Consider the following 16,323-nt stretch of genomic DNA (forward strand, 5'->3'; position numbering starts at 1 on the left):
GAAGGGGAAGCCGCTCGCCTTAGAGCGACTTGACGATGTGGGTCTTGGCGGCTGGGAAAAGCTCGTAGAACGAGTTCACCCCGGCAGCGTCCAGGGCGACGACCGGCTTCTTCGGTGCGCCGACGCCAGGTAGCGGCTGGGCCTTGAGAATGGCCGGCAGTGCCGAGGGATGGACACCATCGATGTTGACGCCGAGTGAGGTGAGCGCGGTGCGATAGACGGCATCCGCGCTATCATGGGCCATGGCGAGCTTGCCGATGTAGGGACGAACGGCCTCCTCGGCGGCGCGCACTTCGGCGGCCGACTTGAGCATCTCGGCGCGGACCTCGGTCTTGGCCTGCGCTACAGCTGCGGCGATCGCCGCGTCCATAGCCTTCCTGTCGACTTTGTCGTCCTCGTCGTCGCTATCTTCGGCTTTTTTCTCCTTCTCGTCCTCGTCCTCCTCCTCTTCGGAGTCCTCGGCTTTCTTTTTCTTGTCGTCCTCCTCCTCGTCGTCTTCGTCTATGGCTTCCTGGACCTCGACTTCGTCGAGCGCGACGAGGACCGCCTCGAGACCGTCGAGCTTGGCGTCAGCGGCGAGCTTGCCCTTCGTGGCCTTTGCGATCGCCTCGATGAGCGCAGGCCGCTTGGCCTTGAAGTTCTCGGCGGTGATGTCAGCCAGCGCTGGGCCAAGATCGATCTTCTGATCGGCTGCCAGCTTGGGCATGACGTGGGCAAGGATCGCGCCGTGGGCGACGGACGCCATGCGCGACAGCAGTGCTGTTTTCTTCATCGTGATGATCTCCATTTTGCTGTCGCCGACAACAACATCAGGCCCGGCGCGGCCTTCCTCAACCAACGCGACGTGATTGCCGGAAATGTCCCGCATCACGCCGTCGTAGCATTCTCCAGCCAGCGTCCCGGGCGTCATGTCGGCCCGGTAGCGATAGCTGCTCGAAAGTTCTTTCTGCCGATCGGATTCGATCAGCGCGATTGCAGCGCCATCCCAGATGCTGAGCGGCGCCATGAGATAGGGCGCATGGAACTCGACGGCATCGCCGAGCGCGCCGACCACGGCTTCGCGCGGGTGATCCTTGGCGCTGACCGGGATGTGCTTGAGCAAGAGCGGCTTGCCGACGAAGGTCGGGGCGGCTTTCGCGAGCTCGTCCGCATCGCGGTACAGGCGATAGATGCGCTCGGGATCGAGCGCCAGCGCCTCGAAGTCCGGGATTTCGCGGCCATAGTAGGGGCAGATGTTGGCCTTTGAGATCGGCGTCATCTCGACGCGCAGATGGCCGTCCTGGTCGAACGAGCGCACGCTATTGCGATCCATGGCGAGCGCGTCGTTGGCCTGTGCCACCGCGTCCGTGCCGCGGCATTCGTCGCACACGATCCCAGGTCCAGCGAGTTCGCCGGTGCCGCCGCAAATCGGGCAAGCGCCCTCGATCACGATGTCTTCGCCCCTCGTCCACTTCACGAAGTTGGAGCGCAGCGAGTCCCATGCCTCAGGCGACATGTCGGCCGCTATGCCAAGCCGCTCGCCCAGCATGTCGCGCAGGCCCGGATGCAGCGGCTCGGGCAGCGAGCGCAGGGGAGCCCAGGCATAGCCGGAATGTTCGTCGGTCAGCACCGGCGCGAATTTCGTCTCGACGGCCTGAGCAAAGGTGTGATGCACCCAGCCATTCGGGGTGCCGCGCGTATCGATGAGCTGGCGCGCGCCAGACGGCAGCGTGCCGATCTCCTCGGTGGTCTCGCGCGCCGCCGTCGTCTCGGCGTCTTCGCCTTCATCCGACTTGCCACCGGGCCAGCACCAATGGCCGGGCCAGCTGGTATCGGTCGACGAGCGCCGGAGCACCAGGACATCGCCATCGGGCGCGACCAGCATCAGCGAGGCCGCCTGCCCCGCGCTGTCCTTGCCGACGAACTCTTCGCCGACCGCCTTCGGGATGCCGAGCACGCCTCGACCCTCGGCCGCTGCGTACATGGCGCGGCGCTGGGCCTCAGACTTCGCAGGCATCGAAAATCGCTCCTTAAATGTAAGGCTTGACCTCACACTTTGGTTGACTTATGTAAGGTAGCGCCTTACACTCTAAGCATGATCAAGACGTTCCGAAACAAAGCCCTGCAACGCTTCTTCGAAACCGGCAAAGCACGCGGTCTCAGCGTTCAGGACGACAAGCGTGTCGCTCGCATCCTGCGGGCCTTGGAAGCGGCGGCGCGGCCCCAGGACATGGACCTTCCTGGCTATCACTTCCACGGCCTCTCGGGTCGCGACAAGGGTCGCTTTTCGGTCCGGGTCACAGGCAATTACCGCATCACGTTTGCATGGGACGGCGAAGACGCAACCGAAGTCGAATTAGAGGATTACCACTGATGAACACGAAAGCCATCAAGCGCGGTTTACCCGCCATGCACCCCGGCGAACTGCTCCGCGAAGACGTCATCCCGGCGCTCGACAAGTCGAAGACCGAGATCGCCAAGCTGCTCGGCATTTCGCGCAAGACGCTCTACGACATCATCGACGAGAAGCAGCCCATCACGGTCCCGATGGCTCTCCGAATTGGAAAGCTGGTCGGCAACGGCCCGGTGCTCTGGCTCAACCTCCAGCGCAACTATGATCTGGAGCAGGCCGAGAAGGCACTCAGCGCCGAGATCAAGGCCATCCCGACGCTGCATGCTGCCGCCTGAGCGGTCGAGGAACTTTATTGGTTTGCCGCACGTTTTTCCCGCCGAACCAATTTCGGTTCTAGGAAAGGGGAAACATGGAAAATCCAGGTGTCGGTTGGATCGCTGCTATTGTGATCGGCGGTATCGCCGGCTGGCTCGCCGAGATGTTCATGAGGAGCAATATGGGCGTGCTCATGAACATCCTTTTGGGGGTTGTCGGCGCCATCGTCGCTAACCTCCTTCTCGGATTGCTGGGCGTATCCTTGACCGGATGGCTTGGCTATCTTGTGGCCGGCTTTATCGGCGCATGTATTTTGATCGCTGTTGCCCGGATGTTCAGACGCTGAACCGGCAAACCGGGCGCACTGAAGCGCGTGATCCCATACGATCACGCGCTTTTCCTTAGGAGAAGCCCCTAAGAACCGGCTTGCCCACGCATCGGCATCCGGGCTCCTCGCCCGGTCGGATGAACCGCTTGACGGCCGGGTCGTACCAACCGGTCGAAATCTTATAGCGGACCTTTTCGCGGCCGGCCTGGACATGCGTGGGGCGAGGTTCTTTCCCGCCCCCGCTATGGTGCCACTCAGCTTCATCGATAGCGAGTTCGAGCTGGCGCGCCGTGTTGAAGGCCGACGTCGCCTTGTTGTTCTGGTCGAGGGCGATGAAGGCGGCCCGGCGCCGGGTGATGCCGGAATAGCGCTCGAGATCCTGCACCAGGCCGGCAAGGTCGCGGCCGGTCTGCACCGACCGCATCACCGCGCCTTCGACCTGGTCGAAATACTGCGAAGGGATCGACTTGATCAGCGTCACATTGGCGTGGATCGTCGCGTCGACGATGTCGCGCATCGCGGCCGTCATCTTGAATTCGACCGAGATGCCACCGTCGCGCAGGATCTTGCGCAGGGCCGCACTCGAACGTCGCTCGACCGAGAGCGCGAAATAGTCGCCGAGCTTCACCGCGGCGACGTCGAAGCGCTTGGTCCACTGCGCGGGAAGCTTGCGGATCGATCGGCGCAGCGCATCCGCCGGCGTTTCATCCTGCGCTATGCGGGGCGTATTGGCCCGGTAGGAGGCTTTCAGCCAGTAGATCACGCTGTCGCTCATGGCGTCGATCAAGCGCGTCAGGCGGCCCCTGTAGGCCGTCTCAATCCCGACGTTGGGTCGGACGGGGCGAAGCACCTTTTCGTTGCGCTTGGCCGTCCGACGACTTTGCAGGCTGGACATCACGATCCCTCAGCGTCTCGGCGATCTCGCGATCGTCGGGCGTCTGTGCTTTGAGGAGTTCCCACAGGTGGAGCGTGATCAAGCGGTGCCGGCGTTGTCAGTGACGGGAGCCGCACTATCTGCCGGCTCCTCGGGCTTGGCAACACCCGCGTCCCAAACAAACCGTTCCAACACGAGAACGGTTTGGAAGAACTTGTCAGGATCTATCTCGCCCGACGTGCTCATGCCCACCAGCTCGACCAGCCGGAGCCGGATTTCGCGGGCCTCGTCAAGCCGCCTCGTCTCGTTCCTCGGAGCTGCCCTTGACCACAAGGCCGTCGTCCTCCTCTTCGAGCAGGTCGGGCATGTCCTCGACGTCGATCGAGGAGAAGTCCGAGTCCGGATCGCCGGCAACGCGCCGACGCGATTCCTCAGGCGATATCACGCCGGCGTCGATCAGGATGACGTCGCGCTCGGCCTTGGTCTTTTCCACCTCGGCAGCTTCCTTCTCGTTGGTCTCTTCGAGCTTTTCGAACTCGAAGTCGATGCCGGGATCGGTCTCGCCCCACAGCGAGATCATCACCAGGCCGAGCAGGCGGTGGATCGGCTGGCGAAACAGGTGTTCCTGGAACGAATGCACGTAGTCGTAGAAGACCTGGATTTCGCCCTCGGAAGAGGCGTTCAAGCCGGCCGGCTGGACGCCGAGCAGCTTGACCAGCGGAATGTGGCTCACCGACGCCATGTGCTCTTGCGCCTGCGCCTGGAGCACGTCGAGCCCGGAGAGCGGAGCCGCGACGTTCTTGAAGTCCTCGCTATCCTTGTCGATCATCATCAGGCCGCGATTGGACCTGACCAAATTGAAAAGTTCGGCGCGCCGGAAGAGCTGATCGCCATCGGCTTGCAGCGTCTCGCCGAGATTGGTGGCCAGCAGGAAAACGCTGAACATCGAGATGATGTCGTTCACCGACTGGCGCGTCTCCAGCCAGTTGTCGACATACGGCTTGCACATCTGCGACAGCGACAGGCCGCCGAATGAATAGGTCGGCTTCAACAGGTCGGGCACATCGCGCCCGATCAGCGTGATCAGCCGCGTGGTGTGGACGATCTTGGCCTGCACATACCAGCTGTCGGGCCGATACCAGTTGTCCTTGAGCGGATCGCTCGAGTTGTAGTTGGTCGGATAGCACCAGACCGCCTCGACGGTGCGCAGCGCCTTGATCGGCTTCTTGGAGAACTTGGTGACGCTGAGCTTGTCCCAGCCGTCGCCGATCGGCTTTTGGAGCTCATCGACATCGTCAGTATCGCCGGTGTCGATGTAGATGTGACCGCGGCCGAAGAAGCCGTCCTGCTCGGCGGCGCGGCAGAAGATGTCGCGCACGTTCAGGCGCTTGAACTCGGCCTCCAGCTCCGCGATCTTGTCGGCCTTGTCCTCGCCGTCGTTCGAGGTGAAGCGGATCCATTTGCGCGTCATCTCGGTGGCGATCGTCTCGGAGATCACCCGGTATTCCGGGCGCTGCGCCAGCTCCGAGAGATAGGCGTAGCCGAGGAAGGTGATCCCCTCCGAGAAGTAGCCGCTCAGCGCGAAGCCGTTGGCCCAGCTTTGAACCGCGCCGACGGCGCTGTCCATGGCAAGCCCGGTGTTGCCCGACGGGAGCACGCCATCCGGGTGTTTGGGCAAGGTGAAGACCGGCACCGGCTGTTTCGGTGCGGCCGCTTGCGCGCGGAGCGCCGACAGCATCGCATGCGAGATGCGCGTGGGAGAACGCGCTCCAGGAGGAACTGCTGCCGGCGGCGCCGCCACAGGGAGGTCGGCGACTGGCCTGCTTCCCCAACGACGGCGCAATGCGCCCCAAAGTTTCTTGATCATCGCGGCCCCGGCTGGGCAGCGCGCCGAAGAACGTCGTCGCTGATCACCATGGCCCCCTTGATGTTGAGCAGCCTCGTAAAGGCTCCGGAAGATGCGTCGACCTGGTCCATCAGCTTGGAGGCTGGGAACAGGCAGAGTTCGTCGAGGTAGAGCGTGTTCCACTCACCTTCGACGATGTAGACGTTGCCGTGCTCGCATTGCGCGGCGAACGGCTCGGCGCGCGTGACCTTGTCGCCGGTCTCGCCCTCGGCATGCACCTTGTAGCCGGCGAGCTGCGCGACGAAATCCTGCACCTGCGCCTTGCCGGCCTGCCCAGGATCTTGCGGCAGGCTGATGTGGACCGTCTTGCCGTCGAGCGCGGCCTGCGTCTCGATCGTCTTGCGGACCGACTTGCCTTCCTCGCGCAGCGTCACGACATGGCCGACATAGTAGCGGCCCTCGGGATCGCGGCCAAGTTTGACGCCGGCGGTGCGAGCGCCAGTGCCGCCGCGCGTGCCGGCCAAGTCCCAATGGCGGACCCAGGTGGTGCCCTTCGGCGCTGCCCTGACGATGCGACCCTCGAACCAGGCGCGCTGGAACATGCCGCCGGCGCGCGGCGCTGGCCGCTGCTGATACTGGCCCGCGACGGCATACGACGTCATGTCGTTGTAGAGCTGTTTCAGCTCATCAGGCGGGAAGCGGATCGGATCGAGGATCTCGCCGTCGACGGTGCGAGGATCCTGCCGCCAGACGAGCTGGAGCTTGATCGCCTCGATCTCGGCGCGACGCTCGTCCGGCAGATTGTCGTTCTTGCCATACCAGTGCTGCTTGCTCGCGTCATAGCGCGCCAGGATAGGCTCGCCGACGGAACTGGAAACCTTGACCGGGGTGTAGCAGCAGCGGTCGGGCTCGAACTGCATCGGCAGGCACAGATGGACGTAATCCATCTTGCCGTCGAGGATCACGCCCGTGACGTCGGCCTCATGCAGGCGCTGCATGATGACGATGATCACGCTGCGCTTCTGGTCGTTCAGGCGGTTTTGCGCGCCCTCGCGAAACTTGCGGGTCGTGGCGGTGCGCTCGGTCGCCGATTCCGCCGTCTCGGTCGAGTGCGGATCGTCGATGATCAGGCGATCGCCACGCTGCGAGGTGAGCGAGCCGAACGCCACGCCCTCGCGGGTGCCGGTGCTGTTGTTGGCAAACGAGGTCTCGGCCCTGCGGCTGAGATAAACCTCGGGCCAGCGGTCCTGGTACCAGCGCGACAGGATCAGATCGCGGCATTTGCGGGTGTCGCGATTGACCGGCCCGTCGTTATACGCCGTCGACAAATACCGCATGCCGGGCCGGCCGGCCGGTCCCCACTCCCAGGCCTGCAACAGCACCGAGACGAGCAGCGATTTCGATGTGCCGGGCGGCACGTTGATGACGAGGCGATTGCGCAGGCCCAGCTCGAGAAACTTGCCCTCGACCAGCGCTTGCAGATGGTCGCAAACCACCTGCATGTGCCAGTTCCAGACCAGCGGCGTCTCCGGCTCGAGTTCGAGCCACGCCATCTTGACGAACTCGGCGAACGATCCCTTGGCCTTGCGCCGGTCTCGCTCGATCAGCAGGTCTTCGAGGTCGGGGGCAATGAGCGGCGCGCGGGCGGCGGCAGACTTCTGCGCCATTCAATTCACCCTTGCGCTTCGGCGGCCTTCCGTCGTTGCGCTGCCGCAATCAGGAGGTCCAACTCCTCGTCGGTGTAGTCTTTCGGGTTCGCCCGTGCTTGCGTCTCGACCGGGCCGCCATTCTTGCCGGTCTGCTCGACGCGGCGCACATAGCCCCGGTCCTTGCCTTTGAGCTCCAGGTACCAGCGCACGGTCTGCAAATCGCCAGAGCGAAGCGCGATCACCACCTGCCCCTCGGCAACGTCGAGCAACTCGTCGGCGATCTCGGAATCGGCCTCCTGGATTTCAGGATGCTCGTTCAGGAAGGCGTAGAGCGTGGTGCGGCCGACGTTCAGCTTCTCCGCCGCGACCGTCTTGATGCCGCCGCACTGGCGCAGCATCGCGATCACGCGCGGCACGTCGCGCTCGGTCAGTTTCGGCGATGCCCCGCCCCGGTTGCCTTCCGCCGGCTTCGGCTGTGGTGCCGGCTCAGGCTTGGGAGCAGGCTTGGGCGCCACAGGAGGCGATGCCTTGCCGGCCGGCTTCTTCTTGCCGCGCGCCGGCTGTTTTTTCGGCTCGGCTTTCGGCTTCGCTTTCGCCGTTTCAGCCTTGGCCTTGGCCTTCGGCTTCGATGTCGTCGCGGTGGTCGTGGTCTTGATCACCGGACGACTCGCGCGTGCGAGTGTTCGGAATGTTCGGGGTGGCTCTTTTTTTTGCCACCCATCCCGCAACCCATGGACATCATGCCGCGAGCCGAACCGAATGCGATTGTGCTGGTCAAATCGGGCCGCAAAGCGTTGCTGGGCATAAGGTCTGCAAACATGCGCCGAAATGCAAACTGACCCATAATGCTTGACGCTGCGGCCACGCTAACCACCGGCACTACGTTACACACACACGAATTCATCTGGATCACGGAAGGAGGACGCGTGCGAGGCACACAGCGAAGGTGAACGACAGGATGGCGAGCACCACGATAAACGGGGTGCCGAATGGCGGGCCGGCGATGGGCGCTTCGGGCTTGGGAAACGAGCCGCGCATGGTGGGCAGATCATGCCGCATCGGATTTGTCCTCCGCTTCCGCTTCGAGTTGATCCAGCCGCTCGCCGGCAAGGCGCGCCATGACTGAGAGGGCGATGCCCGAATTGACGATGTTGAGCTGGCTCTTGGTGCGCACGATGGCGTCGAAGAACTCGTCGAACTTCGACTGCGGCGCGGCATGGATGCGGAAGCGCTTCGCCCTTTTGGCGAGAGCCTCCAGCTCGACCTCGAAACGCACGCGGTCTTCCGGCAAGAAGGAGAACAGCAGTTCGTCGTATTTGATGTTCGCCCCGCCGAGCGCTGTCGCACCTGGTCCCTTGTCGCCAGAGAGCACGCTGTCGTCGAGACCGGAGAACTTCTTCGCATCGATGTCGAGCGAGGCGTAGAGCTGGGCGAGCAGCGACTGGTCGTCTTCGCCGTTGATCGAATTGTGGCTCAACTGGATCGCCACCTTGCGCTTTTCCGTCAACGGGGTGGTGATGACGAGCGCGTCAACCAGCGGCAAGCCGGCCTCGATCGCGGCGGCCGTGCGATGATGTCCGGACAGGATCTCGAGGGAGCCGTCTTTGTTCTGGCACACCAGGACCGTGGTGGTGAGGCGGCCATCGATTTTGACGTTCTCGACAAGGCGCTTGAACATGGCCGGTGCCATGTAGTGCGCGTTCTTCTCGCGGCGGCGAAGCGTGTTCGGATCAACCTGGCGCGCCTCGATATCGAGGGCCTTCCAGTCAACGCTTGAAGTGCTTGCCATACCACCACTCGAACGCTTGTTGCGGCGTCTCGTCGATGCGGGCGCCGACGTAATGCAGGCGGAACTTGCCTTCCGGCCCGTCGATCTCCTCGCGCTTGGTCTGCTCGAAGATGCCGCGATATTTCATCGAGACGGGATGATGCGAGAACGCCGAGGTTTGCACCTTGTCGAAACGGTCGATGAAGCGCTTGCCCATGTCGCGCAGCAGCTCGCCGTTGCAGGCGAGCCTGGTGACGAGCTTTGACAGCCTGCCCTCGCGCGAGATGGCGAAGTCGGACAGCAGGTAAATCGACCGCTTCGCGAATTTGTCGAGGTTGTAGATCAGGCCGCCGACCAGCATGTCGTCGACGCGCACCAGGTAGTTCACCATGCCGGGCGTGTGGGTGATGCCCTTCTTGAGGTAGACGTCCTTGAGGAACGTCATCTGGGCAGCGTCGGCTCGGCCAATCGTCACGACCGAATCCGGCTTGATCTTGTCGAGGTCGATCGGCTTGTAGCGGAACGGGGCCGACCGCGGCACGAGCTGCAGGTAGGACGACTTGCCGGTCGACACGTAGCAGTAGTGCGGGTGGCCCCGGCCGGAGACGAATTCCAACTCCGGTTTCAGGTCGTCGTAAATCTGGTCCGAGAGGATGCAATAGGGGACGCCCGCCTGCCGCACGCGCTCGATGAGACCGCGCAGCGCCTTAGGGTCGAACAGCTCATATCGGGGAGCCTCCCATTTGATGTTCTCGGCCAGGAACTCGAACATCTTTTCGTAGCCGCCTTTGTAGAACGGCGGGTAGGAGAAGATCGCGGCCTTGCGCTCGATCGCCTCCTCGAGATGCAGGATCCAGTCGCGCGGCGAATAGCTCTTGATCGGGATCATGCCCGGAAGCTTGCGGACCTTGTCCAGGGTGCGCTCGACATAGCTGGCGAAGTTCGCAACCAGGTGCTCGCGATGGCTGGTCTTGTAGGCGTTCGCCTTGCCGCCAGCGAAGCGGCCGAGATTGAAGCCGACGGCCAGCGCGGCGAGGCGCTGATCGGGCTCCCGAAAGTCGAACTCGTTCACGAAGTCGAGCGCGCCGTGAAACTCATAGTCTATCGGCTTGCCCAGCACGTAACCGGCGATGGCTGACGAGTAGAGGCTGACGTCGTTGGAGTGCATCTCAACGCCGGGGAAAGTGGCGAGCGTGATCTGCTCGAACCGGAACGTTCCGGAACAGCAATTATAGACCCGGCCCCACTTGTCGACCTCAGACACGCGAAGGATTTGCGCGATGCATTCCTTCGGCACAACGCCTTGAAACATAACGCCGAGGGCCTCGCTTTTTCACTTGCATCGGAGGTGTAACCGAATAAGTTACTTGTAACCAGAACGGTTACTTCCCCTACCACGGATCACCGACCAATGACGCTAAACGACCTCGCGGCCAGCCTTCATCAGAAGTCCGGCTTCTGCGGCGCTCGCCTGGAAGCGATCACCTTCGCCGCTGCCATCGGCTTGGCCCGCTACGCCGGTGCCGAGCACCAGACCTATTTCAAGCGGCGCTTCGCCGAAACCATTGAGAAACTAAGCTCTGACGACGTGCTCGACGTCGTGGGCTTTGTGGCGAAAGAGGCTGGCATTCAGCCCTCGCCGGACGGCTTCAACACCAACTGATTTTTCAGGGACCGGCCGAATCGCGAAGCAATATCAGGCTGCGCGATTTCTGCCTCTCCCCCCGGCTTTTTGTCAAGCGGCGTTCGCAACCATTTTGGCAACAATCCCCTACCACGGAGACCAGAGACCATGGCCAACTACCTATCACCTACCGGAAGCCCGATCACCGGAACATTGGAGCGGCTGACCGGCCGCGCTCACATCAGCGACATCGACCCGGAGACGGGCGAGCCGGAATACGCCGGCGGCACCGAAATCTTCTGGAACGATATCCAGACCGCCAAGCGCAACGGCAAGATCGTCTTCCTCGACGAGGAGGGCGACGAGTGGACGTTCGACCAGCTCACCCGCGAGGACGTGGACGAAGAGGAGGAAGACGCCTGCGACGGACCTGACCCGCGCACTGCTGAATTGCAAGAGATCGCAGACGGCGCTTTCGGCGACGGACCCATGGCGCGCGGAGCGGCGCGCGACATGCTCAAGCGGGAGCAGCGCTGATGGCCCGCTATCTAGTCACATGGGAGATCGACTACGAGGGCGAAGGCGATCCCGAAGCGGCCGCACGCTGGGCGTGGGATATCCTGCGCAAGCCGCACTCCACCGCAAGCGTCTTCACGATGATCGATGAAGACGGGAACGAAACCAAGATCGATCTGGCCGAGCTCGACGAGGCCCGGCTGGAGAATTCCATCAGCAGCGTCGGCGACGTGCTGCGCAGGCTGACCGAGGAGGCGCGCCATGCCCATCGGTAGCCATCACTCCGCGGCGGCGGGCACCGACGTCTGGCTGACCCCTCCGGCCATCCTGGCCGCGCTCGGTGGCGCCGAGAGCTTCGACCTCGATCCCTGCGCTCCGCTCGATCGGCCGTGGGACATGGCGCGCCAGCACTACACCATCGCCGACAACGGTCTAGCCCGGCCCTGGCACGGTCGCGTGTGGCTCAACCCGCCATACTCGAACAACGTGATCGGCCGCTGGATGGGCCGTATGGCCGAGCACGCCCATGGAATCGCGCTGATCTTCGCCCGGACCGAAACGCAGGTGTTTCACGAGTGCGTCTGGCGCGCGGCCGATGCGCTGCTGTTCATGGAAGGGCGGCTGCATTTCCACGATGCCGCAGGGACTCGAGCAAAGGCCAATGCCGGCGCGCCGTCGGTGTTCTGCGCCTATGGCGCCGACGATGCTGACCGCCTTGCGGCCAGCGGCATTCCCGGCGCTTTCGTGCCGCTGCGCCTGCGCTCGCTGATCTTCGGCTTTGCCTCCGTCGGCTCGTGGGTCGACGAGGTGTTGAAGGTGATGCAGCGCGCCGGCGCGGCGGTGCGGCTCGACGATCTCTACCGCGCCTTGGCCGAGAATCCGAAGTCCGAACGCAATCCGAACTGGAAGGCGAAGGTCCGCCAGACCCTGCAGCGCGGCCCGTTCGAACCGCTAGGCGAGGGCGTCTGGCAGGTGGCCGAGGGGAGGTTGCTCTGATGCGCCACTTCCGGACACGCCGATATGGCCCGTTCGAAGACACGAGGCGAAAGCGGCTCGCCTTGGCCCGAAAGCAGCGCCTTGAGCGAGAGAAACTGCCGCTCTTTTCCGAGATGATCGCAGAGGAGCAGCCAGACGCCGACACCGTTATGGCGCAGCGCGCCGAGCAAGCGGTGATCTGGGAGCAGAATACTCGCGACCGCCGCGCCGCGAACTGGCGTCGTGCAAGGAGCCGGCTTTTCGCCTACGGCGACAACATCCGGAAAATCCTGCGGGCACTCTGGAATAGCGCTCCCTACCCGGGCACGCCGGAATATTTCGCCGACATGCTCCACACCTACGACGTCGGCCGGCTCGACCCGGAGAACCCGCCATGGGTCTACCGAGGTCCGGGCGTCAAGGGTTTCGACCCTCTCCCCATCATCAACCGATCTCGCGAGCGCATGGGGTTGCCGCCCCTCTCGTCGCTCGCAGAACTTCCGAGGTACGGCAATGGCTAAGACCGCCAAGGCGAAAGCACCAGCCAAGAAGCACGCTTGGCAGATCGAGGCCGAGAAACGCCGTCAGGAGATCGCCGAGAATGTCGCCATGCTGCGCGACGGGTCCGACGAATATCTGGTCGGAATCGCTCGGGAAGCCCTCCACCACTACCACGCCGCGATGATGGCCTGCGACAAGCCCGGCCGCCTTCCCTACGAGCTAGTGATCGAGGCATGTGTCGAGACGCTCTACCGGATTGAGGAATACGGCGGCCGGGAGGAGCGCGCGGACGGTTCCGGCCGTTCCTGGCCCCCGCGCTGCCGCTCCCGCTTCAACTGCTGGAACTCGGCGTCGTCCTGGCTCGGCAAACAACTGGCCGCGCCCGATGGCGGAATCCCGATGCACGGCCAGCCCGGGCGGTTCATGCTGACCATTCACGGTTGCCGCACCGACGTGCGCTACCCGGGCGTCTTCGGCGGCGTCGGCCTCGACGGTCGCGTGATCGACCTCGATCAGCCGTTTTTCAGCGAGACCGGCTACCGATCCTTCACCGGCGGCGGGCTCCGCGAACGCTGGTTCGTCGAGGAGGCAATGACCGTCGACGAGATGCTGACGATCTCGATGGAGCACAACCTGCTCATCGATCATCACGGCAAGACGGCCGCAAAGTGCAAGCTCCACAACCCGCCGTTCGGCCTCGCCTATTGGCAGGGCAACAAGCGGCACCCTGCCGACGACAGCCGGCTCCGTGAGGAGCGTCGCAAAGATCCCGCCTACCAGCCCGGCGGCTTCATCGCTGCTCTACCAGGTCTCCGTCCCCTCGGTGTCGCTTCCAGACAGGAAGCCTCCGGCCAATTCGCATTTGCCTTCTGAAAGGGCCATTCCTTGAACAATCTCACGACCACGGTCGAATTTCGACACTTCCACCTGTTCTGCGGCCTCGGCGGCGGGGCGAAGGGCTTCAACAAGGGGCACGCTCGAGTCGGCAGCCTGCAGGCCAATTGGCGCTGCATCGGCGGCGTCGACAATGACCCCGCCGCCATCCGGGATTTCAGCCGGGCCGCTGGCGTCCAAGGCACCGTGCTCGATATGTTCAGCCGGGCGCAATATGTCGCCTTCAAGGGCCGTGAGCCGCCGGCGTCCTGGCGCGAAGCAACGCCTGAGGATATCAGGCGCGCGGCGCACGGCGAGCGGCCGCATGCCGTCTTCCTTTCAGCACCGTGCAAGGGCTTTTCCGGGCTGCTGCCAGAGGCCTCCAGCATCACCGACAAGTATCAGGCCCTCAACGAACTCACCCTTCGCGGCGTCTGGCTCATGCTGGAGGCGTGGAAAGACGATCCGGTTGAGCTGGTCGTGTTCGAGAACGTGCCGCGCATCGCCAAGCGCGGCCGCAAGCTGCTGGAAAAGATCATCGCCCTGTTCCGCGCCTACGGCTACGCGGTCCGCGAGACGACGCACGATTGCGGCGAGCTCGGCGGGCTCGGCCAGAGCCGCAAGCGCTTCCTCCTGGTCGCGCGGCATGAGGGCAAGGTGCCCCCGTTCCTCTATGAGCCCGAGAAGCGCAGGCTGCGCGGCGTCGGCGAAATCCTCGACCAGCTGCCGCGCCCTTGCGACCCGGCCGCCGGCCCCATGCACCGCATGCCGGCGCTACAATGGAAGACATGGGTCCGCCTCGCCTTTGTCGAGGCCGGCTCGGACTGGCGGTCGCTCAACAAGCTGGCCGTCGACAACGGCGTGTTGCGCGATTTCGGCATTCTGCCGGATGGTGGCTGGGAGCAGCGCGTTGGCGATCCGAACGTGCTCAACACGCGCGAAGGCACCGGCTTCCTCGGTGTGAACCGCTGGGATCAGCCAGCCGGCGTGATAACCGCCAATGGCAGACCGGGTGCCGGCAATTTCAGTGTTGCCGATCCAAGATCGCCGATTGAGTCCGATCGGGGCGCCTATGGCGTCGGCGGCTGGGATAATGCGGCCGCGACGATCACGTCGCAGCGCTCACCAGGTCAAGGCCGCTTCTCGGTCGCCGACCCTCGCGTCGATGGCCACGAGAAATCGGTCCAGCTTGGGGTGCGCAAGTGGGACCAGACGGCGGCCTGCGTCAAAGGCGACGTTTCGGTCGGCACCGGGCCTTATGCGGTCTCCGATCCGCGCATGGAGGGCAAGCCGCGCTTCAACAACACGTTCCGCATCGTGCCATGGGCCGGCGCCTCGCCGGCGGTCGCCGGTCCTGGCGGCCCACCGGGCGGTCTCGCTGTTGCCGATCCGCGCCCCTCGCAACGCGACGACTACAAGCAGACGAAATACCGCGTCACCAACCTCGACGAGGCAGCCGGCGCCGTGATCGGCGCGTCGACCACCGGCAACGGCGCGTTCGCGGTCGCGGACCCGAGCCTGAATTGGGGCGAAAACGCTCACGGCAGCAAGCTGCACGTCAAGGGATGGGACGATCCGGCGAACGTCGTTTCCGGTGCCAGGATTCTCTCAGGCGGCGGCGCCGTCGCGGACCCCAGGCCGGGCTACAGCGAGAACGCTCACCAGAACATTCTCGCAGTCACCGATTGGGAGGATTCGGCCAAGGTCATTTCCGGCGCGAAGCATGTCGCCGGCGGCGCGCTCAGCGTCGCCGACCCTCGCCCGGTCGGGCTCAACGCGAACCGGGAGAACTACAAGACAGGCGGACACTATGGCGTGGTGCCTTGGGACGGCACCGGCTACGCGGTGCCGGGCTTCGCGAAGTACGATCGCGGGCACTGGTCGGTGGCGGACCCGCACGGCGCGCCCGCAGAACCCCTTATCGAACTGCCGAAGCCCGAGGATCGTCTGGTCGCGGTGATCCGCGCCCTCGACAACACGTGGCACCGGCCCTTTACGACTCTGGAGCTGGCCGCGCTGCAGAGCCTCGTCGACCCCGACGAGTTGGACGGCTTCAAGCTGGACGGCGCATCGGACTCAGCTTGGCGCGAGCGGATCGGCAACGCCGTCCCGCCCCACGCCGCTGCAGCGATCGCCAGCGTGATGGCCACCACCCTGCTCCTGGCCATGACGGGCGAGACGTTCATGCTCAGCTCGCAACCGATCTGGGTCCGCAATGTTGCCGTCGCCCTCGCAGTCGACGACCGGGGCAATATCCCCCTGGAGGACATTTCTTTGTAACCTACTTGTAACCAGATTGGTTACAGGCTAAGTTATTGTGGTTACAAGGTTTTTCCCTACCACGGAGCCCCCCATGGACCTCAGCAACACCGAGAAGCAGATGCTTCTCGCCTCGCTCCTCGCCTGCACCCCCAGCGGCGGCGGCTCTGCGCCGTACACGCTCGCCCGCAAGCTCATGGCGGAATGGAAGATGCAGCCTTGCGAGGCAACCGTTGTCGCCTACCAGCAGCGCGCCGCCCGCGAACTCGCAGGGGTTTGAAATCATGCCCTACTGCGACGACTGCCTAACCCCTTTCCCCTTCGACGACAGCGAAAGCTGCCGCTGCCCTTCCTGCCGCGAGCGGCTGGCCGACCTCCAGGCCGCCGAAGCGGAGATGGAAGCCGACGCAACAGGAGAAGGAGGCGCGATGCACTGAGAGAGGCAAACAATCCCTTCGATAGG

19 protein-coding genes are annotated in these 16,323 nt (G+C 64.0%); 11 read left to right on the forward strand and 8 right to left on the reverse strand.

What is annotated here, in order from left to right; genetic code table 11:
- Positions 1-19: 19 nt before the first annotated feature.
- On the reverse strand, positions 20-1,996 hold the full coding sequence (locus EOA79_RS02965; RefSeq protein WP_127239323.1) for a DUF2213 domain-containing protein: 1,977 nt from the start codon (positions 1,994-1,996) through the stop codon (positions 20-22).
- A 78-nt stretch (positions 1,997-2,074) separates the two neighbouring features.
- Between EOA79_RS02965 and EOA79_RS02970 the strand changes: the two genes are divergently transcribed.
- The 3 genes from EOA79_RS02970 (at position 2,075) to EOA79_RS02980 (ending at position 2,993) form a co-directional block, all read left to right on the forward strand.
- Complete coding sequence (locus EOA79_RS02970) at positions 2,075-2,353, forward strand: type II toxin-antitoxin system RelE/ParE family toxin (protein WP_127239322.1); 279 nt, start codon at positions 2,075-2,077, stop codon at positions 2,351-2,353.
- Entirely contained in the window at positions 2,353-2,667 is a 315-nt protein-coding gene (locus tag EOA79_RS02975) for a HigA family addiction module antitoxin (RefSeq protein ID WP_095783039.1), read from the forward strand. Before EOA79_RS02970 ends, EOA79_RS02975 begins: the two co-directional genes overlap by 1 nt.
- Positions 2,668-2,741: 74 nt before the next feature.
- Positions 2,742-2,993, forward strand: coding sequence for a GlsB/YeaQ/YmgE family stress response membrane protein (locus EOA79_RS02980; protein WP_127335447.1), 252 nt, complete (start codon positions 2,742-2,744; stop codon positions 2,991-2,993).
- A 55-nt stretch (positions 2,994-3,048) separates the two neighbouring features.
- Here EOA79_RS02980 and EOA79_RS02985 read toward each other — a convergent pair whose 3' ends face one another.
- The 7 genes from EOA79_RS02985 to EOA79_RS03010 form a co-directional block, all read right to left on the reverse strand.
- A complete protein-coding gene (locus EOA79_RS02985) occupies positions 3,049-3,750 on the reverse strand; it encodes a phage minor head protein (protein ID WP_127335448.1) in 702 nt (233 codons plus the stop codon).
- Between the two features lie 388 nt (positions 3,751-4,138).
- A complete protein-coding gene (locus EOA79_RS02990; RefSeq protein WP_127335449.1) occupies positions 4,139-5,716 on the reverse strand; it encodes a DUF1073 domain-containing protein in 1,578 nt (525 codons plus the stop codon).
- Positions 5,713-7,362, reverse strand: coding sequence for a phage terminase large subunit (terL, locus tag EOA79_RS33400; protein WP_245479225.1), 1,650 nt, complete (start codon positions 7,360-7,362; stop codon positions 5,713-5,715). Before terL ends, EOA79_RS02990 begins: the two co-directional genes overlap by 4 nt.
- Before the next feature lie 5 nt (positions 7,363-7,367).
- The gene (locus EOA79_RS03000; protein WP_127335450.1) at positions 7,368-8,003 is read right to left on the reverse strand and encodes a helix-turn-helix domain-containing protein; all 636 of its coding nucleotides are present in this window, start codon (positions 8,001-8,003) and stop codon (positions 7,368-7,370) included.
- A 250-nt stretch (positions 8,004-8,253) separates the two neighbouring features.
- On the reverse strand, positions 8,254-8,403 hold the full coding sequence (locus EOA79_RS32600; protein WP_164748353.1) for a hypothetical protein: 150 nt from the start codon (positions 8,401-8,403) through the stop codon (positions 8,254-8,256).
- Entirely contained in the window at positions 8,393-9,133 is a 741-nt protein-coding gene (locus tag EOA79_RS03005; protein ID WP_095783034.1) for a ParB/RepB/Spo0J family partition protein, read from the reverse strand. The genes EOA79_RS32600 and EOA79_RS03005 overlap by 11 nt, the downstream gene beginning before the upstream one ends.
- Entirely contained in the window at positions 9,111-10,376 is a 1,266-nt protein-coding gene (locus EOA79_RS03010) for a hypothetical protein (protein ID WP_127335451.1), read from the reverse strand. The genes EOA79_RS03005 and EOA79_RS03010 overlap by 23 nt, the downstream gene beginning before the upstream one ends.
- 147 nt (positions 10,377-10,523) lie before the next feature.
- Between EOA79_RS03010 and EOA79_RS03015 the strand changes: the two genes are divergently transcribed.
- The 8 genes from EOA79_RS03015 (at position 10,524) to EOA79_RS03050 (ending at position 16,140) form a co-directional block, all read left to right on the forward strand.
- On the forward strand, positions 10,524-10,775 hold the full coding sequence (locus tag EOA79_RS03015) for a hypothetical protein (protein ID WP_127335452.1): 252 nt from the start codon (positions 10,524-10,526) through the stop codon (positions 10,773-10,775).
- Between the two features lie 129 nt (positions 10,776-10,904).
- The gene (locus tag EOA79_RS03020; RefSeq protein WP_127335453.1) at positions 10,905-11,273 is read left to right on the forward strand and encodes a hypothetical protein; all 369 of its coding nucleotides are present in this window, start codon (positions 10,905-10,907) and stop codon (positions 11,271-11,273) included.
- The gene (locus tag EOA79_RS03025; RefSeq protein ID WP_127335454.1) at positions 11,273-11,527 is read left to right on the forward strand and encodes a hypothetical protein; all 255 of its coding nucleotides are present in this window, start codon (positions 11,273-11,275) and stop codon (positions 11,525-11,527) included. The genes EOA79_RS03020 and EOA79_RS03025 overlap by 1 nt, the downstream gene beginning before the upstream one ends.
- Positions 11,514-12,248 (forward strand): DNA N-6-adenine-methyltransferase, encoded by a 735-nt coding sequence (locus EOA79_RS03030; RefSeq protein WP_127335455.1) that lies wholly within the window; start codon positions 11,514-11,516, stop codon positions 12,246-12,248. Before EOA79_RS03025 ends, EOA79_RS03030 begins: the two co-directional genes overlap by 14 nt.
- Entirely contained in the window at positions 12,248-12,748 is a 501-nt protein-coding gene (locus tag EOA79_RS03035) for a hypothetical protein (RefSeq protein WP_127335456.1), read from the forward strand. The genes EOA79_RS03030 and EOA79_RS03035 overlap by 1 nt, the downstream gene beginning before the upstream one ends.
- A complete protein-coding gene (locus EOA79_RS03040; protein WP_127335457.1) occupies positions 12,741-13,601 on the forward strand; it encodes a hypothetical protein in 861 nt (286 codons plus the stop codon). The genes EOA79_RS03035 and EOA79_RS03040 overlap by 8 nt, the downstream gene beginning before the upstream one ends.
- A 12-nt stretch (positions 13,602-13,613) precedes the next feature.
- Positions 13,614-15,881 carry a DNA cytosine methyltransferase gene (locus EOA79_RS03045; RefSeq protein WP_128292855.1) on the forward strand — a complete coding sequence of 756 codons (2,268 nt, stop codon included), beginning with the start codon at positions 13,614-13,616 and terminating at the stop codon, positions 15,879-15,881.
- 73 nt (positions 15,882-15,954) lie between these two features.
- Complete coding sequence (locus EOA79_RS03050) at positions 15,955-16,140, forward strand: hypothetical protein (RefSeq protein WP_127214664.1); 186 nt, start codon at positions 15,955-15,957, stop codon at positions 16,138-16,140.
- Positions 16,141-16,323: the final 183 nt, after the last annotated feature.

It is taken from the genome of Mesorhizobium sp. M1A.F.Ca.IN.020.03.2.1, assembly GCF_004023205.1.
Lineage (GTDB): Bacteria > Pseudomonadota > Alphaproteobacteria > Rhizobiales > Rhizobiaceae > Mesorhizobium.